General features: G+C 64.4%; 25 protein-coding genes and 1 tRNA gene. 11 read left to right on the top strand and 15 right to left on the bottom strand.

Translation table 11 applies throughout. From position 1 onward, the window contains the following. Positions 1 to 101: 101 nt before the first annotated feature. Positions 102 to 461, bottom strand: a complete 360-nt coding sequence (locus ACSC1R_RS11245; protein ID WP_439025835.1) for an ArsR/SmtB family transcription factor — start codon at positions 459 to 461, stop codon at positions 102 to 104. Positions 462 to 618: 157 nt separating this feature from the next. Between ACSC1R_RS11245 and ACSC1R_RS11250 the strand changes: the two genes are divergently transcribed. Together ACSC1R_RS11250 and ACSC1R_RS11255 are read left to right on the top strand one after the other, a co-directional pair. Further along, positions 619 to 1275, top strand: a complete 657-nt coding sequence (locus tag ACSC1R_RS11250; RefSeq protein WP_439025836.1) for a helix-turn-helix domain-containing protein — start codon at positions 619 to 621, stop codon at positions 1273 to 1275. Between the two features lie 81 nt (positions 1276 to 1356). Next, positions 1357 to 1806 carry a pyridoxamine 5'-phosphate oxidase family protein gene (locus tag ACSC1R_RS11255; protein ID WP_439025837.1) on the top strand — a complete coding sequence of 150 codons (450 nt, stop codon included), beginning with the start codon at positions 1357 to 1359 and terminating at the stop codon, positions 1804 to 1806. Between the two features lie 26 nt (positions 1807 to 1832). On the opposite strand, the gene ACSC1R_RS11260 is transcribed toward ACSC1R_RS11255, so the two are convergent. Further along, entirely contained in the window at positions 1833 to 1976 is a 144-nt protein-coding gene (locus ACSC1R_RS11260) for a DUF7560 family zinc ribbon protein (protein ID WP_439025838.1), read from the bottom strand. A gap of 234 nt (positions 1977 to 2210) precedes the next feature. On the opposite strand from ACSC1R_RS11260, the gene ACSC1R_RS11265 reads away from it, so the two are divergent. From ACSC1R_RS11265 to ACSC1R_RS11275, 3 genes are all read left to right on the top strand, one after another. Beyond that, positions 2211 to 2900, top strand: a complete 690-nt coding sequence (locus ACSC1R_RS11265) for a metal-dependent transcriptional regulator (protein WP_439025839.1) — start codon at positions 2211 to 2213, stop codon at positions 2898 to 2900. Positions 2901 to 2915: 15 nt separating this feature from the next. Next, positions 2916 to 3659: a TMEM165/GDT1 family protein gene (locus ACSC1R_RS11270; RefSeq protein ID WP_439025840.1), complete on the top strand. Its 744-nt coding sequence runs from the start codon at positions 2916 to 2918 to the stop codon at positions 3657 to 3659. Between the two features lie 68 nt (positions 3660 to 3727). After that, on the top strand, positions 3728 to 4417 hold the full coding sequence (locus tag ACSC1R_RS11275; RefSeq protein WP_439025841.1) for a LysE family translocator: 690 nt from the start codon (positions 3728 to 3730) through the stop codon (positions 4415 to 4417). A gap of 28 nt (positions 4418 to 4445) precedes the next feature. Here the strand turns inward: ACSC1R_RS11275 and ACSC1R_RS11280 are convergent, their stop codons facing one another. Further along, positions 4446 to 5141 (bottom strand): HD domain-containing protein, encoded by a 696-nt coding sequence (locus tag ACSC1R_RS11280; RefSeq protein ID WP_439025842.1) that lies wholly within the window; start codon positions 5139 to 5141, stop codon positions 4446 to 4448. Positions 5142 to 5257: 116 nt separating this feature from the next. Here ACSC1R_RS11280 and ACSC1R_RS11285 point away from each other — a divergent pair, with 116 nt between their 5' ends. Both ACSC1R_RS11285 and ACSC1R_RS11290 read left to right on the top strand, forming a co-directional pair. Further along, the gene (locus tag ACSC1R_RS11285; protein ID WP_439025843.1) at positions 5258 to 5986 is read left to right on the top strand and encodes an alanyl-tRNA editing protein; all 729 of its coding nucleotides are present in this window, start codon (positions 5258 to 5260) and stop codon (positions 5984 to 5986) included. 91 nt (positions 5987 to 6077) lie between these two features. After that, entirely contained in the window at positions 6078 to 7031 is a 954-nt protein-coding gene (locus tag ACSC1R_RS11290; RefSeq protein ID WP_439025844.1) for a DUF3179 domain-containing protein, read from the top strand. 30 nt (positions 7032 to 7061) lie between these two features. Here ACSC1R_RS11290 and ACSC1R_RS11295 read toward each other — a convergent pair whose 3' ends face one another. The 5 genes from ACSC1R_RS11295 to ACSC1R_RS11315 all read right to left on the bottom strand — a co-directional run bounded on the left by ACSC1R_RS11295 (position 7062) and on the right by ACSC1R_RS11315 (position 9700). Then, entirely contained in the window at positions 7062 to 7229 is a 168-nt protein-coding gene (locus ACSC1R_RS11295; protein WP_439025845.1) for a DUF5786 family protein, read from the bottom strand. 95 nt (positions 7230 to 7324) lie between these two features. Then, a complete protein-coding gene (locus tag ACSC1R_RS11300; protein ID WP_439025846.1) occupies positions 7325 to 8320 on the bottom strand; it encodes a hypothetical protein in 996 nt (331 codons plus the stop codon). 242 nt (positions 8321 to 8562) lie between these two features. After that, positions 8563 to 8635: transfer RNA gene (locus tag ACSC1R_RS11305), tRNA-Gln, on the bottom strand. Positions 8636 to 8754: 119 nt separating this feature from the next. Continuing rightward, positions 8755 to 9189 (bottom strand): metal-dependent transcriptional regulator, encoded by a 435-nt coding sequence (locus ACSC1R_RS11310; RefSeq protein ID WP_439025847.1) that lies wholly within the window; start codon positions 9187 to 9189, stop codon positions 8755 to 8757. A 13-nt stretch (positions 9190 to 9202) separates the two neighbouring features. Further along, positions 9203 to 9700 carry a ferritin-like domain-containing protein gene (locus ACSC1R_RS11315; protein WP_439025848.1) on the bottom strand — a complete coding sequence of 166 codons (498 nt, stop codon included), beginning with the start codon at positions 9698 to 9700 and terminating at the stop codon, positions 9203 to 9205. 149 nt (positions 9701 to 9849) lie between these two features. Between ACSC1R_RS11315 and ACSC1R_RS11320 the strand changes: the two genes are divergently transcribed. Further along, a complete protein-coding gene (locus tag ACSC1R_RS11320) occupies positions 9850 to 11484 on the top strand; it encodes an alpha-amylase family protein (protein WP_439025849.1) in 1635 nt (544 codons plus the stop codon). Positions 11485 to 11513: 29 nt separating this feature from the next. Here ACSC1R_RS11320 and ACSC1R_RS11325 read toward each other — a convergent pair whose 3' ends face one another. The 5 genes from ACSC1R_RS11325 to ACSC1R_RS11345 all read right to left on the bottom strand — a co-directional run bounded on the left by ACSC1R_RS11325 (position 11514) and on the right by ACSC1R_RS11345 (position 18427). Next, complete coding sequence (locus tag ACSC1R_RS11325; RefSeq protein WP_439025850.1) at positions 11514 to 11765, bottom strand: hypothetical protein; 252 nt, start codon at positions 11763 to 11765, stop codon at positions 11514 to 11516. 98 nt (positions 11766 to 11863) lie between these two features. After that, the gene (gene sufD / locus ACSC1R_RS11330; protein WP_439025851.1) at positions 11864 to 13075 is read right to left on the bottom strand and encodes a Fe-S cluster assembly protein SufD; all 1212 of its coding nucleotides are present in this window, start codon (positions 13073 to 13075) and stop codon (positions 11864 to 11866) included. A gap of 14 nt (positions 13076 to 13089) precedes the next feature. Further along, a complete protein-coding gene (gene sufB / locus ACSC1R_RS11335) occupies positions 13090 to 14520 on the bottom strand; it encodes a Fe-S cluster assembly protein SufB (protein WP_439025852.1) in 1431 nt (476 codons plus the stop codon). Between the two features lie 60 nt (positions 14521 to 14580). Continuing rightward, positions 14581 to 15492: an ABC transporter ATP-binding protein gene (locus ACSC1R_RS11340; protein ID WP_439025853.1), complete on the bottom strand. Its 912-nt coding sequence runs from the start codon at positions 15490 to 15492 to the stop codon at positions 14581 to 14583. Positions 15493 to 15646: 154 nt separating this feature from the next. Continuing rightward, positions 15647 to 18427: a DNA-directed DNA polymerase gene (locus ACSC1R_RS11345; RefSeq protein WP_439025854.1), complete on the bottom strand. Its 2781-nt coding sequence runs from the start codon at positions 18425 to 18427 to the stop codon at positions 15647 to 15649. 161 nt (positions 18428 to 18588) lie between these two features. Here ACSC1R_RS11345 and ACSC1R_RS11350 point away from each other — a divergent pair, with 161 nt between their 5' ends. The 3 genes from ACSC1R_RS11350 (at position 18589) to ACSC1R_RS11360 (ending at position 19751) form a co-directional block, all read left to right on the top strand. Continuing rightward, a complete protein-coding gene (locus ACSC1R_RS11350) occupies positions 18589 to 18768 on the top strand; it encodes a DUF7331 family protein (protein WP_439025855.1) in 180 nt (59 codons plus the stop codon). A gap of 80 nt (positions 18769 to 18848) precedes the next feature. Continuing rightward, positions 18849 to 19298 (top strand): DUF7322 domain-containing protein, encoded by a 450-nt coding sequence (locus tag ACSC1R_RS11355; RefSeq protein WP_439025856.1) that lies wholly within the window; start codon positions 18849 to 18851, stop codon positions 19296 to 19298. 24 nt (positions 19299 to 19322) lie between these two features. Next, positions 19323 to 19751: a DUF7346 family protein gene (locus ACSC1R_RS11360; RefSeq protein WP_439025857.1), complete on the top strand. Its 429-nt coding sequence runs from the start codon at positions 19323 to 19325 to the stop codon at positions 19749 to 19751. Between the two features lie 14 nt (positions 19752 to 19765). Here the strand turns inward: ACSC1R_RS11360 and rad50 are convergent, their stop codons facing one another. Beyond that, entirely contained in the window at positions 19766 to 22438 is a 2673-nt protein-coding gene (rad50, locus tag ACSC1R_RS11365) for a DNA double-strand break repair ATPase Rad50 (RefSeq protein ID WP_439025858.1), read from the bottom strand. Next, a complete protein-coding gene (mre11, locus tag ACSC1R_RS11370) occupies positions 22435 to 23718 on the bottom strand; it encodes a DNA double-strand break repair protein Mre11 (RefSeq protein ID WP_439025859.1) in 1284 nt (427 codons plus the stop codon). Before mre11 ends, rad50 begins: the two co-directional genes overlap by 4 nt. Positions 23719 to 23879: the final 161 nt, after the last annotated feature.

The raw sequence follows: 23879 nt of genomic DNA on the forward strand, positions 1-23879 counted from the left end.
GACTCCAGTTCGGCCCGTCGAACGTGACGGGGTCGACCCGTTTCGGAAACGATGTGCGTCCAACAGGGTCGACCGACGCGAACCGCCGACCAGAAGGAGACTCAGTCCGCCGCGGGCTGGACCGCGACGCCGTCCTCGTCGTCGAACCCGACCGAGATGGTGAGGTTCTCGAACTGGGGCTCGTACTCCTTGGCGTGGGCCCCGTCGGCCCGGATGCGGGTCTGTTCTTCCAGGAGCGCACCGTCGGTCATGAGTTCGAGCTTGCGGTAGGTCGTCGAGAGCGGGAGGTCACACGTATCCGACAGTTCGCTCGCCGACCGGGGCTGTTCACGAACTGCTTGCAGGATGGCTCGACAGTCGGCGTCGGTGAGCGCCGTGAGGAGCGAATCCGCGTCGACGTCGACTGGCTCTTCGGTACCGACCGCGCTGGGGTCTTCGAACGTGGAAGTCTCGACGGACATGGGGTGTCTCTCTACTCATGTGTACCGACTGGAGGGGTACGGAATAGCACCCACGATATGAGGGGTGGTTTAAGTACCCTCCCGAATCGACCCCGCGACTGGCAGCCCTCACACGTCGGGGCAAGTCATTAAGGGTGTTCCCGTCGAGCACCTTGCTATGGGCGAAGGCATCCGCGCGGAAGTCCGGATCGAGTCACCCGATGGGTGTCCCGTCGCGGGTGCGACCGAAGCCACCGCGAGCGCTAGCTACTCCGTCTCGAAGTCGGTGAACCCGGTCGAGGGTGGCCGAGTCACCGAGGAGTTCATGCTCGACGAGGAGGCCGACCTGGAGTCGGTCGACCTGGCGGACGACCTGCGCGAGGTGTTCGCGTACGGGACCAAGAGCGCGTACCGGTTCGAGCGCGAACACGGTCGGTTCTGTCCGTGTGAGTGCGTCGAGCGGTTCGATTGTCCCGTCGTCGACGTCCACGCGCGTGAGGAGTCGTTGTTCGTCACCTTCCACGCCCCCGACATGGAGACGCTACAGGACGTCGTTGGCGACCTGCGAGGAGCGTACCCGAGCCTCGACGTCCAGCGCCTGCTCCGGTCGGAAGGTGACGCGACGGACGAGAACCTCGTGTTCGTCGACCGCGGTGAGTTGACCACACGCCAGCAGGAGGTACTGGAGACCGCACACGAGATGGGCTACTTCGAGCATCCGAAACGGGCGAACGGCGGCGAGGTGGCCGACGAACTCGGTATCTCGCGGTCCACGCTCTCGGAGCATCTGGCCGCCGCACAGTCGAAGTTGCTGGGGACGATTCTGTCGAGTTGACCCCGGTCCGATTCTCCCGAACCGGGACGCCGCAGTCCCGCACATTTACGTAGGCGTCTCACCGAGGTATCGGTGAGAGCGATGGCAGGCAAACGTACCGTCGATATGACGCGCGACGAGATGGACGCGTTCCTCGGGCAGAAAGGAACCGGTGTCCTCTCCGTCGCCAACGAAGACGTCCCGTATTCCTTTCCGGTCTCTTATGGCTACGACACTGATGCGTGTGAGTTCTATCTCAGGCTCGGGTTCCGTGAAGGTAGCACCAAGACGGACTACGTCGACGAACCGTGCCCGGCACGACTGGTCGTCTACGACGAGGACGGTGAACGCTCCGAGAGTGTCATCGCGACGGGTGACCTGGTCGAGATTCCTCGTGCGGACCTGACGCCAGATATCGTCGCCCACCTCGGGGACGCGCGAACGCCGGAGTTCGACATCTGGGACGAGACGAAAGAGGAACTGGACTTCAGTATCAACCGTCTGGAATCGATTCGTCTAACCGGGAAACAGACGCGGAACATCGAGGAGTAACTGCGCGACGTCTCGGGACGGGGGACTCAGCGCTCGAACGAGCCATCGGTGACTGCCGTTCCGCAGATGATACAGCCGCTGGCCACGATGGCCTCTTTCATCGGCTCGTTGACCTCGATATTCTCGGCGCACTCCGGACACTCGAACCGGTAGTTGCCGGTGCTACTCATCAACTGTAACTTGGCGACTACCGACCAATAAAAGGTACCCATCATACCGAGGGTGTGAGAATCCCGGTCGCGAGGGTCGGTCGACCGCGAGCGGCCACCAGCACGATGCTCCCGACGTGATGGTTCCACCATCGCCTCCCGACTCGAACGAATGGTCCAGTAGTCTCTCTCATCGAGCCGGTCGAAACTCTAACCACAGAACTTTAGGTTTAGACGAGTCTAATCCAACGTAGAATGCTCAGTGACGTCATGGAGGACTACCTGAAGGCCATCTACTACCTCCAGGAACACGAGGGGACGCCGGTTACGACATCGCAGATAGCGGAGTACCTCGGCGTCACGCCGCCAACGGTCACGAGTATGATAGAGAAACTCGACGACCGCGGACTGGTCGACCGCGAGAAGTACAAGGGTGTCGAGTTGACCGAGGAGGGCGTCACCGTCGCGCTGGAAGTCCTCCGTCACCACCGCTTGCTCGAAGCATACCTCACGGAACACCTGGACTACGACTGGTCCGAGGTCCACGAGGAAGCCGACGTCCTCGAACACCACATCTCCGAAGAGTTCGAGCGACGGGTCGCCGAGGCGCTCGGAAACCCGACCGTCGACCCGCACGGCGACCCGATTCCGAGTGCCGACCTCTCGCCGCCCGAGGAGGGCGGCCTCACCGCCCTCTCTGAGCACGACGAGGGTGCTCGCGTGGAGATCGCACGCGTCAGCGACCGCGACGAGGAGGAACTGCGCTACCTCAAAGACGCGGGCATCGTGCCGGGGACCGTCGTCGAGGTCGTCGACGTCGCCCCCTTCGGGATGATAACGGTCGCGGTCGGCGGCCACGAACAGAGCCTGCCCGACACCGTCGCCAGTTCGATCCGGGTCAAACCGGTCGGACAGGAGACCGAGCGTGCTGCAGGGGGTGCCTGACTGTCGGTCTGAACTATGGAATACTTCGAAATCGTCGCTATCGCGTTCGTCGCACAGCTCGCCGTCCTGCCCGGGGAGAAGGTGCAGTTCATCATCGCCGGCCTGTCGACGCGCTATCACCCCGCAGTCGTCGTCTCTGCTGCCGGGACCGCGTTCGCTGGCTGGACCGCGCTCGAGATAGCGTTCGGGAACGCCGTGAAGCAGGCGCTCCCACCGGTCGTGTTGAGCGTCATCAGCGGGCTGCTGTTCTGTCTGTTCGCCGTCCTGCTCTACCGGTCGATGCCCGAGGCCGACGGTGTCACTGGTTCCGGGGGTACCGAGGCTGACAGGGTCGAGACAGACGGCGGGTTCGCCGGGCTGAACGACGACGAGACGTTCGACGTCTTCGGCCACGAGGTCCCCCAGTACCTCGGCGGCTGGCTCCCTATCTTCGGGATGATGGCCGCGGGTGAGTTCGGTGACAAGACACAGCTCGTCACCATCGGGCTGGCCATCGAGTACGGGGCGACGTCTGCGATCTGGGCCGGTGAGATGCTCGCCATCATCCCGGTCAGCATCGCGAACGCACTGTTGTTCTACCGGTTCTCGCACGCCTTCGACGCCCGGATCGCCCACGGGGTCTCGGCGGGGCTGTTCGCGTTCTTCGGTATCGACACGCTCCAGAGTATCGTCACCGGGTTCTCGGTCTGGGAGACGCTGGTCGGTATCGTGGCGAACCAGCTCACCGGGGTCGTGGACGCCGCCGTGGCCCTGGTCTGACCCCTCGACCATCGGCAGGGTGCCCCGCAGACGGTGTGTTTTTCAGTCAGCCTGTCGCAAGATTCTCTATGTCCCTCCTGACGACCGGGCTCATCGGACTGGTTTTCGGGCTCGCGCTCGCGTCCCCGCCAGGACCGATGAACGCCATCATCGCCGAAGAGAGCGTCGTCCGCGGGTGGCTCGCAGGCGTCCGCGCGGGGCTCGGTGCGTTCACCGCCGACGCCTGCTTTTTCGTTCTCGCCTACCTCGGCGTCGTCTCGGTCGTGGACCGCTCACCCGCGCTGCGTGGTGTGATGGTCGCCGCGGGCGGCGTCCTCATGCTCTACTTCGCCCACGGCGCACTCGAAGACGCGCGCTCGGCGAGTTCGTTCGTCGAGACGGAACTGGACGACGACCAGAAAGGATTCCAGAAGGCGTTCGTGCTCGCGCTCACGAACCCCTACCAGATCGTCTTCTGGCTCACCGTCGGCGTCCACATGCTCGACGACGAAGCCATCGACGTGTTCGCGAACGTCCCCTACATCGGGCAGGAACTGGCCGGAACGCTCGTCGTACAGGCGGGGAGCCCGGCGCTCATCGTCGGGTTCTTCCTCGGCATCCTCGTGTGGGTCGCGGGGTTCCCGGCGACCCTCGTCTCCATCGGCCGTCGCGTCGACCGGTTCGCACCAGCGGTGGCTGGCGCGAGTGCCGTGGTCCTGGCCGGGTTCGGGCTCTACTTCCTCGTGGACGCGAGCGGGACGCTCGTCGCGCTCTTCTGACTCGTCACGAGAACCGTGTTCGACCGCCTCAGAAGTCGAAGTCGTGCTCGTCGCGCTCCATCTCCGAGACCTCCTCTTCGAGCCACTCGCGGAACCACTTCACCCGCTTGAGGCGCTGGTGGGCGATGCTCTCGGCGGCGTCGGACTCGATGCGCGTGGCGGCGTCCTTGCCGCGTTCGAGCACGCGGTCGACCATCTCCGAGGCGTCCATGTGCGTCCGGGCCTCGTAGCCCATCCGCAACAGCATGAGGGCGGTCCCGTTGGCCCCGACCTTGTCGAGGATGTCCGCCTCGATGAGGCACTGTGTCTCCAGCGGGAGGTCGGAGAGGTCACCCTGGTAAGAGTGGTCTTCGACGGCGCGACACACCTGGTCGACGAACGAGGCCGGGAACTCACCCTGGGATTCGAGATACGTCCGGGCGACCCGGGCACCCTCCTCGGCGTGGACCTCCTGGTCAGCATCGAGCTTTGCGATGTCGTGGAACAGGGCTGCGACCCGCGTGACGTCCACGTCGGCCCCTTCACGGCGTGCGATCTTGGTCGCGAGGTCGACGACGTTGAGGATGTGGTTGTGGCGATATTCAGCAGAGTGCCACGGGTACCAGCGCATCCGGCCGCCCTCGTCCTCGTTCTCGACGCTGGCGAGGAGGTAGTCGTAGACGAACTCTTTCATCGCCTCGAACTCCTGGTCGGTGACGCGGGATTCTTTTATTTCGACACCCACAGAGAATCACCCCGCGAAAAGCGTTCCGTAGTCATTGTTACCCGTACAAACGTCTGTTCGACTCTTAGGCGTTACGACACTGCTAATTAAGTTTCTCGGTCGCTTCGGACCGAACGATGACGACGCCGCTGTATCTCGACGATTCGACTATCCAACAGTTCGACGCGACGGTCGAGCGGGTGCTCGAGGACCGGGTGGTCCTCGACCGGACCGCGTTCTATCCGACCGGCGGGGGCCAGCCCCACGACACCGGACTCCTCACGGCCGACGGCGAGACCTGGCAGGTCACGGCCGTCGAGAAGAAAGACACGATTTACCACACGGTCGAGGGGACCCCACCGGAGCCCGGAACGACCGTCACGGCCGAACTCGACTGGGAGCGCCGCCACGCCCACATGCGGTACCACACCGCCCAGCACCTCCTCTCTGCACTGCTGCTCGAGGAGTACGGCGCCGAGACGACTGGTAACCAACTCTACGCGGACCGGGCGCGACTCGACTGTGCCTACGACCGGTTCGAGGAAGCTGACCTCGACGCCATCGAGACTCGAATGAACGAACTCGTTGCGGACGAGCGAGTGGTCGAGTGGTACGAACTCGACCGCGCGGAGGCCGAAGAGCGGCTCGACACCCAGCGAACCCGCATCGACCTGCTCCCCGACTCCATCACCGAGTTACGCATCGTCGAAATCGCCGGGGAAACCCCCGACGACGACCCCTTCGACCGGACCGCCTGTGCAGGGACCCACGTCTCGAACACGGGCGACATCGACACTGTCACGGTGACCGGCCGGGAGACCCGCGGGAGCGGCGAGGAGCGCATCTACTTCGAACTCTCGGGCTGACGGGCGAGGACCGACCACACATCCCTGCGGGGTGGCGCGACCCCCGCACGCCCCCGGAGTCCTTTTCAACAGCGCCCGCGCACCGATCCGCATGAACGTCAGGCAGGTCCTCCCGCCGGACGCCATCCCGAGCGTCGACGAACCCGAATTCGTCTCCGTCGGCGAGTACGACGGCGGCGACGACGACGAAGTGGTGGTCGTCGACGGTGACACACCACGGGCGTACCCGATTCGATACCTGCACTACCACGAAATCGTGAACACGGACCGCGATGGCCACCCCATCGCCGTCACGTGGTGCCCGCTCTGTGGTAGCGCCGTGGTGTACGACAGGGTCGTCGGCGGTCGTCCCCTCACCTTCGGCGTCTCCGGGAAACTCGCGGACGACGACCTCGTCATGTACGACCGCGAGACCGAATCCGAGTGGAAACAGAGCCTCGGCACGGCCATCGCGGGCGAGTACGAGGGGACCGACCTCGTCGTCGTCCCCGCGGCGATGGTGTCGATGACACGGTTCCGTGAGTCTCACCCCGAGGGCGAGGTTCTGGCGCGGCCGGGCGGTCAGACCGAGGCAGGACAGAAAGGCGGCGATGCCGCCCCGGCGGAGTACGACGTAGACCCCTACGACCACTACTTCGAGATGGACGGGTTCGGCCTCGGAGCCCACCGCGGAACGGGCGGACGCGAGTGGGACCGTGACGACGACATCGAAGCCAAGACGGTCGTTCTCGGCGTGGCGGCCGGCGACGACGCGCTCGGCTTCCCGTTGCCTCGCGTCGAGAACGCAGGTGGCGTCGTGCAGGCGACCGTCGACGACCTCACGGTCGTCGTCTTTGCGACTCCGGAGGGAATCCACGCGTTCGTCGACCCCGGCCACGTGTTCGAACCGGTCGGCGACGGACAGTTCGAGGCCGACCGAACGACCTGGAACGGTGCGACCGGCGAGAGCGACGACGGCCGCAGACTCGACAGACTCCCCGCTCGTCGGCTCTTCGCGTTCGCGTGGCAGGACGACCACGGTGCAGGCAGCTTCTACGAGAACTAGTGCTGGGACGGGCCGGTGATTCCTGCTGGTTCAGTCTTTCATGTCCTGGAGCTGGTCGACCAGCTCCTCGTTGGACATGTCGGGTTCGAACTCGACCGTCCCGTCGTGGTCGTGTTCGTGGACGCTGACTGCATCGTCTTCGTCGATGTCGTTGTCCTGTTCCTGTTGCTCGGACTCGTCGTAGCTACCGAAACCCATACCCGCTAGTTCCGGGCAGCCACGGAAAAGTAGTCCGCTTACCGGCCGTTTTGGGGGGCGCTACCACCCGGCCACCGGCCCGGTCACCGAGTCAGTCACCGGCCAGTGAACTCGGCGACGACGTCCAGGTAGGCCGTGCCGTACTCCGTCCCACGGAAGCGCCCCGGCTCGATCTGGTGCCCTTCCGTCCAGTCGTTGAAGCTCGCGACGTTCACGCGCCCTGTGCTGTACTCCCGTGCGAGGGCCATGAGCTCTCGCAGGTGTGATGGCGACCGCGGGATGTGGCGACCCGACCCCCAGCACGAGTTGTGTCGGTCGTCGAACCCCGGGAACGCCATCGGGTGGTACGCCATGTCGTGTTCGTCACAGAACGTCCGGGTCGCCGCGAAGCTCTCTTCGACCCGGTCCCGCGCCGCTGGCCAGTCCGCGGTTCCGTCTTCCCCGAATGCGGTTATCCAGTTCGTCGCTCCGTCGAGGTGTCGGTTCAGTTCGGCGTAGTCATCCGGGAATCCACCGACGGCGTGGTCGAAGAAGTCGCCGGCGAGGAACGGCTCCGTCCCACCGACGGTGAGCTGTTCACGAAGGTACTCGACGAAGCTCCCGGGGCCACCGTACTCTTCGACCAGTGCTTTCGCCTCCTTCGAGTCCTCACTGCCACCCCACGCGAGGAAATCGAAGTCCCAGAAGGTGACGACTGGCCGACCGTCCCGCCTGTGGCATCGGTCCGTCGAGAGCAACGTCTCCCGGAGGAACGCGAAGTCGGCCTCGATGTCACGGTCGCGCCGGAGCGCCTGGCTGATGACGTAGAACGGTTCGACCGACAGCGGGCCGAGGTCAGCCTGCAGGAACGTTCGAAGCCGGTCGTAGTCGTTCCTCGACTCCCCGAAGTTGAACATGACGGTGGAGACGCCAGCGTCGGCGAGCCATGCCGCGTGCTGGCTGGAGACGCCCTGTGGAATCGGGTCGCCGTACGTTCCACCCTCGGGATACGAGACGGTCGTGCACTTCCCGAACTTGTCCCCGGCGAAGGGGATGTAGACGACACCGACGTCTACGGTGTCGTCGGGGGAGTCGGCTGTCGTCGTCTGCACCTCCGTTCCATCGGACCTCGGTTCGGTGATACCAGTGTTCGTCCTCGTCGTGGACTGCGCCGTCCGGGTGGTTCGTCTACTCGTTCCTGTTGGGTTGGTCGACGATGAACACCCGGCTAACCCGGTCCCCAGCACAGTCAAGAGTTCCCGACGGTTCACCCGTGAATCGATTTACCCGTCGTCATTAGTTCTGTTGGCTTCGAAGATGCCGCTGGCCGGCAATAATATACGATATAGTACAGTAGTCCCGAGCGGATTCGAACCGCTGTCAATGGCTCCAAAGGCCATTATGATTGGCCACTACACCACGGGACTACGCAGTAGCAGGTAGCAATCGTACTGGCTTATGAGTTATTATTCTCGGACGGTTTGCACTCGGGTGCGCGGAGACATGCCACGAACGAGCGGGGACAGAACGGTCGGGGCAGGCGGGCTCAGTCGGCAGTCTCGCTGACTTCGAGTTCGAGGTGACAGCACTTGTCGGCCTCGGCGTCGAAGCAGTCCGGGCACTCCGGGCGGCGGTCGATGATGGTGTCGAGTCGGTCGGCGACGGTGTCGTCGATGACGGCCTCGAGCGCGTGGGCCTCCTCACGGAAGTTCTCGACCTCGAGGACGTTCGCGAGGAATCGCTCGATGATGCAGTACGTCTGCAAGGCGTCCTCCGCGCGGAGGATACCGTCGTCGGTGAGTTTCGCACCCTTGTACTTCTCGTGGTCGACGAGGCCACGGCCTTCGAGTTTTCCAATCATCTCGTTGACACTGGCGGGTGAGACGTCGAGCATGTCGGCGAGTGCGCCAGTCGCTGCCGGCCCATCGTTCATCCGTTGCACCAGGTATATCGCCTTGAGGTATTGGTCTGCCGTGTTCATCGGTCTGCCCCCGTCATTCGCGGTCCTCCATGATGGTCGCGACTTCCTCCACGCCGTCGGCCTCCTCCTCGCGGATGCTCCGGAGGGTGTCGAGGACGCGGTCGCGGTCGATGCTGAAGTCGGTGTCGCTCGCCTCGATGGCCTCGATGAGGTCGTCGTAGAACTTGTACGCCGTCTCCTCGTTACAGAGCTGGTCGTACAGCAGGCCGTCGAAGTCCTCGGGTTTCGTCTGTGCGTACTTCGCCTCGACGAGGGTGTTTATCTCCTCGTAGGGGACGGTTTCGGCGTCGAGGTCCTCGATGAGTGCTTCGAGGCGGTCGCGGTGCTCGGCGGACTCCTCGGCGGCGTGCTCCAGCAGGTCACGAATCTCCTCGTCGACCTGTGTGGACTCGTCCCCGAAGGAGTCGAGGTGGTGGTAGGCACGCGACTCGACGACCTCTTCGAGCACCGCGCCGATCTGGAGGAGGCGCGCGAGCTGGTGGTCGGTCGAGACACGCTGACCCAGACTCATATCGAAAAGGCGGGGACGGGGCTACCTAACTCTTGCTGACTGTCGAAACGGTGGGTAATTCCGTGGTTCACAGCCGGTATGGGGCCTGTGAGACAGCCACACTGTCAGGAGCGTAACTCTCAACCCGCCGGCACCGGTCAATACCGACAATGACTACACAGGACTGGTACGAGGACGCTGTCGTCTACACGCTCGACGTGAAGACGTTCAACGACTCGAACGGCGACGGCTGGGGTGACTTCCGTGGCCTCATCGAGCGACTGGACTACCTCGAGGACCTCGGTGTGGACTGCATCTGGCTCCGACCGTTCTACCCGAGTCCGCTGCGAGACAACGGCTACGACGTGGCGGACTACCGGGACGTCGACGACCGACTCGGCTCGCTTTCGGACTTCGAGGAGTTCACCGACGAGGCCCACGAGCGCGGCATCAAGGTGCTCACCGACGTCGTGTTCAACCACACCTCCATCGACCACGGCTGGTTCCAGGCGGCCCGCGAGGACCCAGAATCCGAGTACCACGACTACTACCTCTGGACGAGCCACGTCGAGGACGCCTACAACACCATCAACATCTTCCCGGAGTACGAAGACGGCGTCTGGTCGTACGACGAGGTCGCAGACAAGCACTACTTCCATCAGTTCTATCACCACCAGCCCGACCTGAACGTCGCGAACCCGAAAGTACGCGACGAGATTCACGACATCCTCCGGTTCTGGCTCGACAAGGGTGCCGACGGCTTCCGGGTCGACGCCGCCCACCCGATGCTGATGCAGAAGGGCCACAACGGGACCGAGGAAGGTATCTGGCTGTTCAAAGAGATGCGCGAGGTCGTCAAAGCCGAGAAAGACCACGCCATCCTGCTCGCGGAGGCCGACGACCAGCCGGAGCACCTCGACCACTACTTCGGCGACGGCGACACCTTCGACCTGCTGTTCAACTTCGTCCTCAACGCCCACATGACGTACGCGGTCGGCGTCGGCGACACCTGGCCGCTCCACCGCGCCGACGATATTCTGCCCGACATCTCCGACGTGGGCCACTGGGCGAACTTCCTGCGCAACCACGACGAGTGGAACCTCCTGAAACTCCCCCACGAGACGCTCGAACACGCCCGCGAGTACTTCGGCCCCGACGACGACTCCGCGTGGATCTTCGGCCGTGGGCACCGTCTCCGACTCGCCGACCTCTACGACGGCGACCACGACCGCATCGCGATGGCCCACAGCCTGCTGTTCTCGTACCCCGGCACGCCGGTCATCCTCTCGGGCGACGAGATCGGCATGGGCTCTGACCTCTGGCTCGACGAGCGCGAGTCCGTCCGCACCCCGATGCAGTGGGACGACAGCCAGAACGGTGGCTTCTCCGAGGCCGACCGCGAGGACTGCTACAACCCGCCCATCGCCCACGGCGAGTTCAGCTACGAGCGCATCAACGTCGCCGACCAGCGCGACGACCCCGACTCGCTGCTCTCGCGCATCCAGCGCGTCGTCGACGCCCGGCAGGACAACCTCGAACTGGCCGACGGCTCGTTCCACATCGCCGAGTCAGGCCACAAGGACGTGTTCGTCCACCGCCTCGACACCGACGATACCGCGTACATCTTCGCCCACAGCTTCGCCGACGAACCCCGCGAATCGGTGCTCCAGTGGGAAGTCCCCGATGCGGACACGACCCAGGAACTCGGCCCCGGTGACTACCACGTCGAGGACGGCGGCGTGACGTTCTTCCTCGACGCCTGTGACTACGTCTGGCTGCGCGGCGACAAGAGCCACTGGGACTGACCAGCGCGGACAACCGCCAGCCCGTCCGGCTACCAGCCGAGCATCCAGACGGAATCGACCGTCTGCCGGACCAGCCAGAACCGTTTCTTCGACCCCCGGTACTTGACGTAACTCACCATCCCCAGCAGCAGAAGCAAGACGAGTGCCACGATTGCCGACATCGCGGCCGCCCGCGTCGCCCCCAGTGATGACTCCCCGCCGAGGTACGTCGCGGCCCCGAGCAACAGGGCGAACGGCAGGGCGTCGACGAAGCCGACCAGTACCGCCTTGGGAAGAGTCATGTCGCCGCCTTCACGCGACCGCGAGAAAAGCCTTCGGCCAGGAGACAGCAGTCGCTGGGAGACGCTGGAACGGAAAGAGAGAAAGAACGTGTCCGCGCTTACCCGCGCAGGCGCTCGGAGATGAGCTCTTCGAGGTCGTCGCGGAGTTCGTCCACGGCGACCTCCTCGAGGACCGGCACGAAGAAGCCCTCGACGAGCATGTTCTTGGCGGACTTCGGGTCGACACCGCGCGAGGTCATGTAGAACATCTCCTCGGCGTCCACCTGGCCGACGGTGGCCGAGTGCGAGGCCTCGGTGTCGTGGTTGTTGATGATGAGCTTCGGCGAGGCGTCGGCCTCGGACTCGTCGGAGAGCATCAGCGTGTTCTCGCGCTGGTAGCTCGACGTGTCCCAGGCGTCGCGGCCGACGTCCTGGACGCCCTCGTACACCGAGCGGGCGGTGTCGTCGAGGACGCCGCGGGTGACGAGGTCGGCGGTCGTGTGCTCGGCCTTGTGCCAGACACGACTGTTGACGTCGAAGTGCTGGTCGTCGTGGCCGAAGAACGCGCCGACGATGTGGGTCTCGGAGCTGTCACCGTCGAGCGTCGTCTCGACGCTGGACTTCGTGAGACGAGAGCCGATGTTGCCCTCGATCCAGTTGACCGTGGCGTACGTCCCAGCGGTGCCGCGCTTGAGCGTGTAGTTGTACGTCTCCTCGTCGAGGTTCTGGAGGTTCCCGTACTGGACGTGGGAGTTCTCGCCGGCGACGACCTCGACGATGCCGCTGTAGTAGCGCTCGCCTTCCACCGAGTCACCGGTGGACTGGCGCTCCAGAATCGTGACGGAGGCGTTCTTCTCCGTGACGACGAGCGTGTAGTTGAACAGCGACTGACTGTTCATGCTCGTGCGGATCTTCACGTCCTCGGCGTCGACCTTCTCGGGGACGTAGACGACGGTCCCGTCGGTGAAGAGCGCGGTCGACAGCGCGGTGAGGTAGTTCTCCTGCGGGTCGATGACGCTGCCGAAGTGCTCCTTGATGAGTTCCTCGTGTTCGTCGACGGCCTCGGACCACTCGAGGACGGAGACGCCCTCGGCGCTGACGCGCTCTTTGTCCTGGGCCGCATTGAGCGGGTCGACGAAGCCCTCGAAGTCGAGGTTCGCGAGGTTCGTCCAGTCGCGCCCGGGGGTCCGGATGACACTCGGCATGTCGAGCGATTCGAGTGCCTCGAGTGCCTCGAGACGCGTCTCGAGGAGCCACTCGGGCTCACCCAGCTCGGCCGAAATCTGTTCCACCTGGTCTCGTGTGAGGTTGGCGTGTACCTGTGTGCTCATATCAATTCTCGGGATTACCCGAGGCTACCCTCCATCTCCAGTTCGATGAGGCGGTTGAGTTCGACCGCGTACTCGATGGGCAGTTCCTCCGTGATGGGCTCGATGAACCCGGCGACGATCATCTGCTTGGCGTCGTCGTCGTCCAGTCCGCGGGACTGGAGGTAGAAGACGTCCTCGTCACCGATTTTACCGACAGTTGCCTCGTGGGCGACGTCCACCCTGGACTCCTGAATCTCCATGTACGGCATGGTGTCGGAGGTGGACTCGTTGTCGAACATCAGCGCGTCACACTCGACCGACGTCGAGGAGTCGACCGCGCCGTTGGCGATGTGGACGAGGCCGCGGTAGTTCGTGCGGCCGCCGTCTTTCGAGATGGACTTGGACTCGATGGTCGACTTCGTGTTCGGCGCGTTGTGGTAGACCTTCGCGCCGGTGTCGATGTTCTGGCCCTTGCCGGCGAACGCGATGGTGATGTGGTTGTCCGTCGCGCCGCGGCCCTTCAGGATGGTCGCCGGGTAGAGCATGGTTGCCTTCGAGCCCATGCTGCCGGAGACCCACTCCATCGTGCCGTTCTTCTCGACGATGGCACGCTTCGTGTTGAGGTTGAAGGTGTTCTTCGACCAGTTCTGGACCGTCGAGTACTGGACGTGCGCGTCCTCGCCGACGAAGACCTCCACACAGCCGGAGTGGAGGTTGTGGCTGCCGTACTTCGGGGCGGAACAGCCCTCGATGTAGTGGACCTCCGAGCCCTCCTCGGCGATGATGAGGGTGTGCTCGAACTGGCCCATCCCCTCGCTGTTCATGCGGAAGTACGCCTGCACCGGCATGTTGACCGTGACGTCCTCGGGGACGTACACGAACGACCCACCGGACCAGACGGCGCCGTGGAGCGCGGCGAACTTGTTGTCTGACGGGGGGACGCACTTCGTCATGAAGTACTCCTTGACGAGGTCTTCGTGCTCCTGGACGGCCTTGTCCATGTCACAGAAGATGACGCCCTTCTCCTCCCACTGTTCTTGCATGTTCTGGTAGACGATTTCGGACTCGTACTGGGCGCCGACGCCGGAGAGCGCCTTGCGCTCTGCCTCCGGGATGCCCAGCTTCTCGAACGTGTCCTTGATGTCGTCCGGGAGGTCGTCCCAGTTGTCCGCGCCGCCACGCGTCTCAACGTCGGGGCGGATGTAGGGGACGATCTCGCCGATGTCGAGCTCGGAGAGGTCCGGCTGGCCGGGCCAGTCCGTCGGCATCGGCATCTTCTGGTACTGTTTCAGTGCGCGAACGCGACGCTCGCGCATCCACTCGGGCTCGTCCTTGTCCTCGGAGATGAGCCGAATGGTCTCCTCCGTGAGGCCCTTCTCCGTCTGGAACGCCGACTTCTGTTCCTTCTTGAACTCGAAGCGGGCCTCGGTGTCTGTCTCTTTGAGGTGGTCTTGATCTGAACTCATGGTTTGATTGGTTGTTGGTTACGGTTGGGTACGTATCTACCCTGTGCTAGCCAGAACCGGTTACGCGGTCTCGTAGACCTCCTCGCGGACCCAGTCGTACCCCTTGTCCTCGAGCTTCTCGGCGAGTTCGGGGCCCTCGCTCATGACGACCTGCCCGTCGAGCATGATGTGGACGTGGTCCGGCTCGACGTAGTCGAGGATACGCTGGTAGTGGGTGATCTGCAGGATGCCCGTGCCGACCTCGTCGCGCAGGGCGTTGATGCCGTGGGAGACGTCCTGCAGGCGGTCGATGTCCAGCCCGGAGTCGATCTCGTCGAGCACGGCGATGCTCGGCTCGAGGATGGCGGCCTGGAGGACCTCGTTTTGCTTCTTCTCCCCGCCGGAGAAGCCGGCGTTGAGGTAGCGCTGGGCGAACTTCTCGTCCATGTCCAGCTGCTCCATCTTCTCCTGGAGGAGCTGCTGGAACTCGGCGACGCCGATGTCGCCGTCGTCGGCGGGACCCTCCATCGGGGAGGTGTCGTAGCCCGCCTCTTCTTCCTCTTCCTCCTCGCCGTCGTCGTCCTCGAAGAGCTCCTCGCGCTCTTCGAGCTTGGCGTTGAGCGCCGTGCGCAGGAAGTTCGTCATCGTGACGCCCTCGATCTCTGCGGGGTACTGGAAGCCGAGGAAGATGCCGAGTGCGGCACGCTCGTTCGGCTCCATGTCGAGCAGGTTCCAGGTGCGTTTGTCTTCGGGAATCTCGAAGTCCTCGCCGAAGTCACCCTCCTCGAGGTGGAGGAGGACCTTTCCGTCGGTCACCTCGTAGGCCGGGTGGCCAGCGATGACCTTCGCGGTCGTGGACTTCCCGGACCCGTTGGGACCCATCAGGGCGTGAATCTCGCCCGAACGAACCTCAAGGTCGACGCCATCGAGAATCTTCTCACCGTCGTCTTCTGCGACCTTCGCGTGAAGGTTTGTGAGTTCTAGTCGTGCCATTCTGAGCTACCTCTTATCGTCCTAGCGAAAGGGGGTCGGCCCCATAATGCTTGCGTAATGCCCCGCTTTCGATTCCCGAATGCAGAAATATTTTTCTCGTTTGGTAAACTGTGACACAGTTTTCGGGTGGCCGAAACCCGGCCGCCCGTGGCGCCTACATGAAGTTCCCGAGACCCGTCTGCTGTTGACCGGATTTCACTTCGTCCCACGAGATACCCATCGCCTCGATGACGCGTTCGATCGGTCCTTTCAACGTCTTCTCCAGCATCTTGTCGTAATCGACTTCGAACGCCCCGGGCACCTGGTCGGCGTACTCGAAGCAGATGACGTCCGGGTCGCGCTTGAACTCGCCGTAGAGGTGGTCGCGCTGCGGGTCGAACTCGCCTGCGTCCTCGAGCTCCCGGAAGAACTCCGGATGGACCTTCTGCAGGTACAGTCGCTTGGGCTTCGACCCGCGGTCGAAGTTCGTCCCCAGCAGCATGTTCGCGTACTTTGCCCCCCGCACGTGCGCGGTGGCCGTATCGTATTCGTCCAGACGCTTCCCGATGCCACCCGGGATGGCGATGTCGTCGTAGCTCATCTCACCGGCCTGGAAGTCCTCGATGACGTCGTGGAGGTACTCCGTGATGTCGTCCTCGCTGGCACCGCGGACGATCTGGTCGATGACGTGGTGCTGGACCTCCTTCGTGATGGCCGCGATGTCAGAGCGCTTGTACTCGAACCCGGTGATGTCGATGTCGTCGACGTCCTTGCCCTCCTTCCAGACGATGTGGCCGGCGTAGCGCTTTTTCTTCCCCGCCTGGAAGAAACGGCGGTACAGCTTCTCGAACTCGATCTGGAAGCGGTGCTCCTCGCCGCCGTCGATATCGACGTTTAGCTCTTCGCGCGCGAACTGGTCGTAGGAGGCGTTGATGTGTTCCTCTATCTCGAACGACTGCTCGATGGCCTCCTCGACCGACACGTCGGTCCCGAGTTCGAGCATGACGGAGTCGGTGTCGCCGTACGCGACCTCGTAGCCGATTTCGTTCGCGGCCTTCTCCGTGAACTGGATGACGTCACGCCCCGTCGCGGTGACAGCCGCGCCCATCTCCTTGTCGTAGAGGCGGAACCGGTCCCAGCCCAGGACCCCATACAGCGAGTTCATGATGACCTTGACCGCGGCCTGTTGCTGGTCGTACCGTTCGTAATCCTCGCTGCCGGGTTCGTGCTCGTTCCGGAGTGACTTCTTGTGCTCGCGTTCGCCGAGCAGTTCGTCGACCATCTCCCGAATCATGCCGTCCTCGTCCTTCCGGAAGTGCGTCCCGTTGGGGGCCCTGTACGTCGGCCCGTCGAAGCTGTCGGGGTCGACCTTGGTCTCGGGGCTCGCGTTGATAGTCACCATGCACATCGGGTACAGCGACTTGAGGTCGAGTACCGTGACCATCTCCTTGACGCCGGTGATGGGGTCGAAGACGGCCCCACCCTCGTAGTCCTCGGACTCCTGTTTGCCCTTCGAGGGCAGTGCCCAGCTCCCGTGGACCTTGTGCAGGACGTACATGTCGACCGCATCGCCGGCCGTCGGGGCGTCCTCCAGCTTACAGCCGACGAAGGTGCGGACCTCGTCCCAGAAGGCGACGATGTCCTGCTTGCGGTCGAGTTCGACGCATATCTCCACGTCCCGAAGGTTGTACTCCAGCAGCGTCTCGGGGTCTTGCTCCCAGAGGTCACCGATGTCGCCGGTGTATCGCTCTTTGCCCACGTCGAGTTCGAGTTCGCCGACGGCGTCCAGCCGGTACGATTCGAGTTCGGAGAACTGCGTGCTCTTGTAGGCGTACAGCAGGTCGAAGACGACGCGGCCCTTGATGTCGGGGCCGCCCCAGCCCGAGCGCCAGACCTCGTTCACGCGCGAGAGCCGGTCCGGGTTCAGGTCGTACTCGTGCATCGAGGAGTCGAGCACTTCCAGACGGTCGAGGAAGTACGGCGCGTCGAAGTCCTCGAAGTTCCACCCGGTCAGCACGTCGGGGTCGGTCTCGTCGATGTAGTCGACGAAGGCGTCGAGCATGGCCATCTCGGCCTCGCGCTGGGACTCGCCGTCGAACGTCTCGACGCGCACGTCGAGGTCACCCTCGATGGGCTCGTAGTTCGGCAGTTCCTCTGGAATCTGGGCGTCGCCCTCGTGGGCTACGTTGAGCCAGACGACGTACTCGTCGTCGACGGAGTCGTGCGAGGTGAGACAGATGATGGGCTCCTCGCCGTCCTCGGGGAAGCCGTTGCGGTCGTCGACTTCGATGTCGAAGGTGTTCACGCGCGGTTCGGCGGTGACCTCGGCGGCTTCGACCTCCTGATTGGGGACCCGGAGGACGCCACTGCGCCCGCGGCGCTCGGGCAGGCGGATACCGCTCTGGATGTCCTTGTCGATGAGGAACCGGTTCGGGAACAGGATGTCGGCCTCGTAGTGGTCGAAGCGGTCACGGATGTTCCCGACGTCCCGGGGCGTGCGCCCGAATATCTTCGTCAGGTGCTCGCCGCGGATGCTCTCGAAGGGTTCGCCCTCGTCGTTCGTCTCTTCCCAGCCGGTGATGACCTCCTCGTTGGCCAGTTCTTCCTCGTCGAGGGAGTCCGTCGGCGCGTAGAAGTACGGCTGGAAGCCGAACACCATGACGTGCTCGGCGGTGCCGTCGGGTCGGCGGCCGAAGACGTGGATAACCGGCTCCTCGTGGTCGCCGGAGCCCTCGACAGTGTAGTCGACCTGCATCACGGCGAGTTCGACCGTCCCGTCGGGGTCGGGAAACAGCGCCTCGTCGCTCTCGACGATGTCCGAGTTGTCGAAGTCCGGGTTCGTGATGGCCTCGGCCTCTGCCACGAGGTCGTAGGAGTCCTCGCCACCGTCGCCCTCCACGCTCGCGTCCGTGGACGACTCCCCGAAGTCGTCGAAGGACGCCTGTTGTCCGGTCATTGCACACGCGTTAGCGGCCACCGATTAAAAGGATGGTTCATCGTGGTCGGCGCCCGTAGCGGTCCCATCTCACCCCCGTATGTCGACGCCGTCCCCGAATGATGTCGTTTCCACGGCAAAAAGACCTTTACAATGGTACGCCTTAGCAAGGAGGGAGGTGAATGGGCTTGTCCGACCACGCAAGTAACGGTGACGGATCGACGCCCGACCAGAGCGAAGCAGATGGAACGGAATCCATCGAGACATACGAGACGGAGGATAGCGTCGTATTCTACGACGCCGAGAACCCGCTTGCGTGGCTCGAAGCCACCAAGACGTTCGCACTGCGAGACGTGGCGTAGGCGGCCCGGTTCGTCCCGGGCGAACCGTCCGCGGGAACATCGCAGAATCCTTTTGTCGCCCCCCGAACTATCTACAGGAAGTGTTCAACGAGCGTAGCGAGCACGAACCGGAGGAGTACGACCCGGAGGGCGACCTCCGGGACTACGAAGGCGAACTCGCTCCCTCGGTTCGGATTCCCGAAGCACCGACGGCACCCTCGGTCCCCGACGAGGCAGACGCTCCCAGCGAGCTGAAGTACGAGTTCTGGACGATGGTCATCGTGTTCAACGTCGCACTCCTCGGCGTGAGCCTCGGCGCGATGTACATCCTCTTTCGGGGGAACTGGGACCTCGGAGGCCGCATCTTCCTCGGCGGCGTCGTGTTCTTCCTCTACGGGCTGTATCGCTACCAGACGCGAACGTTCGGACAGGAGGCGTCGACTGCGACGGACGAAACCGACGCAGCCAGCGACTCCGAGACGGCGGCCCAGACGGACGAAGACGACCACTCCGACGCCTTCGCCGAGGACGCCGAAGCCGACAACGACTAACTCCCGCTTCTCCAATCCTGACCAATGCGAACCGTGCGCGACGATTCGGGCGACCGCTACCTGCTCGTGAAACGGTCGAGCGACGCCAGCCTCGTGCGCGACCCCGCGACCGGCGAGGAACGGTACGTCGAAAACGACCGGCTGGAGTCCGTCGATGGGGAAACCCCACTGGAGACCGCGGCGAGTGCCGTCCCCCCGGCGGTCCGTCGCATCCTCACGGCGACCCACGACGACCGCTCGCTGGGCCTGCTGGTCGAACTGGTCGACGGCGGTCCCATCGCGGTCCGGGACCTGCTCGCCAGCTACGACCTCTGTGAGAGCGACATGCTCGGGCTGCTCACCGAGTTCCGCGCCGCCGGGCTGGCCGAAGAAGCCACCATCGCCGGTGAACGGGGGTACGACGCGACCGACCTCGCGAGAGCGGGCGTCGCGGTGCTGCGAGAGACGGACTGAGAAGCGTTTCCGAGTCAGTACAGTTCTGCCAGGGGTTGCTCCCCGCGGCTGACCGTCGACCGGTTGGTCGTCGGGTTCTTCTCGACGTGGACCAGCGAGTCCGCGGCCCCGACCAGTTCCTCGTCGTGGCTGACGACGACGATCTGCTCGACGCCGTACTCCGTCCGCATCGTCTCGACCAGCGTCAGGAGCTGCGTGACGTGGCCGGAGTCGAGGAAGACAGTGGGTTCGTCGAGGATGAGCGGCGGCATCGGTGCGGCCCCCTCGACGCCCTCCGAGAGCAGGCGGTAGATGGCACACCGCAGGCTGAGGTTGAACAGGGCGCGCTCGCCGCCCGAGAGCTGTTCGGGGTCGAGCGTCTCGCCGTCCTTCTGGTACACCGTTAGCTCGTACTCGCCCGAGAGTTCGATGTGGGAGTACGAGTCGTTCTGGTACACCAGGTCGAACGTCTCGTTGAGCATGCGTTCGAGCGTCTCGACGTTGCGCTGACGCAGGTCTGCCCGCAGCTCTTTGTACATCTCCTGGAGGTCCTGCGCTTCGGCGTACAGCGATTCGAGTGCGTCGAGTCGCTCGCCGAGTGCGTCGCGTTTCTCGCGGAGGTCCTCGAGTTCCGAAATCTCACCACGCACGCGGCCCGCCCGGTCCTGCAGGTCGTCACGGCGTTCGGCGAGTTCTTCCAGCTTCGCCTCGACCTGCTCGATGTACGTTGCGGCGCGTTTCTTCTCGCTGCGAGCGTTCTCGACCTGTGCGTCGTCGACCGCCTCCTCGAGTTCGGCCTTGCGTTCGCGCTTGTCGGCGAGGCGCTGTCGCCGCTCGTCGTTGTTCTCGCCGAGCAAGTCGCGTTTCTCGCCGAGGCGTTCGAGTTCCGAATCGGCCTCCGCAATCTCGTCGAGCGTGTCCGCGAGGGATTCGAGGGTGTCCTTGCGCTGGGCGACCGTGGCCTTCTCGGCGTTCGCCTCGCCGAGGGCTTCGCGGCTGTCCTCCAGCGCTTCGCGTTCGGCCTCTGCCGTCTCGCGCTTCGTCTCGGCGTCGGTCGCCAGCTCCTCGGCCTCTTCGAGGAGGGTGTCCCGGCGGTCGCGCCTGTCCGAGAGCGTCGACGCTTTCTGGTCGAGTAACTGCGTCATGTTGTCGACCTGGTCCCGGAGCCGTTCGACCTCGTCTTCCGAATCCACCAGCTCGTTCGCTGCCTCGATGCGTGCTTCGAGGTCCTCGAGGTCCGACGTCACCGAGTCGAGTTCGGCCTGCTTCGTCTCCAGTTCCTCGCGGTCCTCCTCGATGGTGTCGACGTGGGGCGAGTCCTCGACGGGCTGACCACACTCGGGACACTTGCCCTCCGCCAGCAGGTCTTCGGCTTCCTCGATGCGGCTGCGGAGTAACTCGACCTGCGTCTGGAGGTCGTTTCGCTCCTCGCGCAGGTCCTCACGCTCGCTCCGGAGGCCGTCGCGATGGGCCTCGGCTTCACCGAAGTCGACCGGGGCGTCCTCGAAGGTGGCCTTCGCCGTCGCAACCTCGTCCTCGAGGCTGTCGAGTTTCTCGCGGCGGTCCGCGATGGCCTCCTCGTCCGCCTCTATCTCGTCGGCGAGTTCGGTCGCCTGCTCGCGTTTCTGTGCGGCCTTCGCGTCGAGTTCGTCCGCCTCGCCTTCCAGCCGGTCGGCGCGCTCGCGGTGGTTCGACAGTTCGTTTCCGAGGTCGTTCACGCGCTCTTTGAGGTCGTCCAGGTCGTCGGTCACCTCGGCGAGGCGTTCGTCGACGATGCCGGTGTCCGGGTCGCCATCGAGGTCGGTATCGGCCACGAGGTCGTCGCGGCGCTCTCGCGCGCTCGACAGCGTCTCGCGTAACTCCCGGCGCTCCGCCTTGAGCTTCTCGCGCTCGCGTTCGGTCTCCGCGATGCTCGACTGCAGCGTCTCGATGTCGTCCTCGACGCTCGCGAGTGTCTCTCGCTTCTGTTCGTACTCGGCCAGCAGGTCCTCGGCTTCCTGTTTCGTCTGCTTGGCCGTCTCGACCTGCCGTTCGAAGTTCTCTATCTCCGCTTTCGTCTCCGAGAGTTCCGTCTCGATACTGTTCAACGTGGCGTGGAGGTCCTTCGCTTCCTTCTCGGCTATCTGGTCCTCAAGCCCCTCGTAGCGACCACGGACGTTGTCGAGCACGTCGTTGACGCCGAGTCGGGCCTCGCTGGCGCGCTCGCGGTACTCCTCCAGCTTTCCTAACTGGAGCAGGTCGTCTATCATGTCCTGTCGGTCCGACGGCGAGGCGTGGATGAGTTTGTTCACCTCGCCCTGACGGACGTACGCGCAGTTGACGAACGCGTCGGCGTCCATCCGGAGCAGTTCCGTCACCTTCCGGCGGACCGCCCGTGCGCCTTCGAAGGTGCCCTCGGGGGCTTCGAGGATGCACTTCGCGGTCTGGGCCCGTTCGGTGGTGTATCGGATGCGACGTTCGATGTGATAGTCAGAGCCGGCGTGGGTGAACCAGAGTTCGACCTCTGCGTCCTCGGCACCGGTCCGGACCACGTCGTCCAGCGTGCCCGAGAGTGCTTTCGACCCGTAGAGAGCGAAAAAGCAGGCTTCGAGCAGGCTCGACTTCCCGCTGCCGTTGACGCCGTGGACGACCGTGACGCCTCGGTCGAGCGTGAGGTCGGCGTCCCCGTAGCACTTGAAGTTCGAGAGGCAGACGCGTTCGACCTTCATTCGAAGTCCTCCATGGAGGCCTGGCCGGCGTCGTCTGCGACGACCGTCGCCTCGGCCGGGTCGGCGTTCTCGACGGCTGTCGTGTCGGCTCCGGTGGGTGCCCCGTCGTCCGTGGTCGACTGGTCAGCGTCGGCCCTCTCGTCTGCGTCCGTCACTTCCGACTCGACCGCCTCGAACGCTCCGAGGTCCGCCTCGTCGACCAGTGCTTGCACGCGCTCTTTCACCTCGTCGCGGACGTTCGAGTCGGCGACCTTGCTCGCCCGGACGGTCTCGTCAACGTCACGTGCGGCCTGACTGAGGCCGAGTTCGCGCACGCGTTCGCGGACCGCCTCGTCGGGGTCCGCGAACGACACCTCGACGCTGTCGTCCTCCTCGAACTCGCGGCGGTCGGTGACGCGGGCCACGAGTGCGCCGCGGTCGATGGCGAACTCCTCGACGGCCGCGGGCGAGACGGGGTCCCCGTCGCCGGTGACGGAGACGACGACGACAGCGTCCTCACAGTCGTGTTCGCGAACCGCCTCACGGACGCGCTCGACGCCCTCGCCCGGTGCGAGGGCCACGTCGACGAACCGGAACGGTCGGTTGTCGGGGATGCCGCGGCGGGTGATAGTCACCTCGTCGTCGGTCGTGACGATGTTGTAGCCGCGGTCGTCGCGCTCGCTCGCGCTCACGCGCTCGGTCGACCCGCAGTAGGTGACCCAGGTGTCGTCGACCTGTTCGACGCCGGGGGCGTGGTTGTCGCCGAGCAGGAGCGCGTCGAAATCGACCGACGATTCCTCGATGAGGCGTTCGGTGTCCCAGTCGGCGTGCGCGAACGGTTCGAACAGGCCGTGGGTGACGAGCATCGCGTGCTCGGCGTCGTGGGGGTCGAAGTCGTACGCGAGGTCGTCCCGGCGCGAGCGCGGGACGAAGTCGAGCCCGTAGAAGGCGGTGTCACCGAGAACGTACGGCTCGCGGCCGAGGCGGGTCGCGAGGCCGATGTCCGCGAAGAGGTCGAGCCACTGGCCGTCCCGTTTCCCCTCGTGGTTCCCGACGACCGCGAGGAAGGGGATGTCGGCGTCGGCGAGGTCTCGGAGCGCGGCGACCGTCCCCTGGAGGTCCTGCAGGCCGGGGCGACGGTCGTGAAAGAGGTCACCGGCGTGCACCACGGCGTCGACCTCGTCGTCGATGGCGTCTGCCACGACCCGTCGGAACGCGTCGAGGAAGTCCTCCCGACGAGCGGGGGAGTGGTACTGGCGATACCCGAGGTGGGTGTCCCCAGTGTGTATCACTCGTGTCATGGCAGGCACTATCGCCCGATGCCGTAAAGACGTTCCGCGAGTGGAGTGAAAGTGAACGAGCGAGCCGCTCCCTGTGGCGTCGAACGGAGGAGAGCTAAAAGGGTGCTATGGGACGACGCGACCGGAGTCCCACGTGATGGGTAGACGTGTGTGGGTCCCGG

This window comes from Haloarchaeobius ordinarius (assembly GCF_051801355.1).
In the GTDB taxonomy this organism is placed as follows: Archaea; Halobacteriota; Halobacteria; order Halobacteriales; family Natrialbaceae; genus Haloarchaeobius.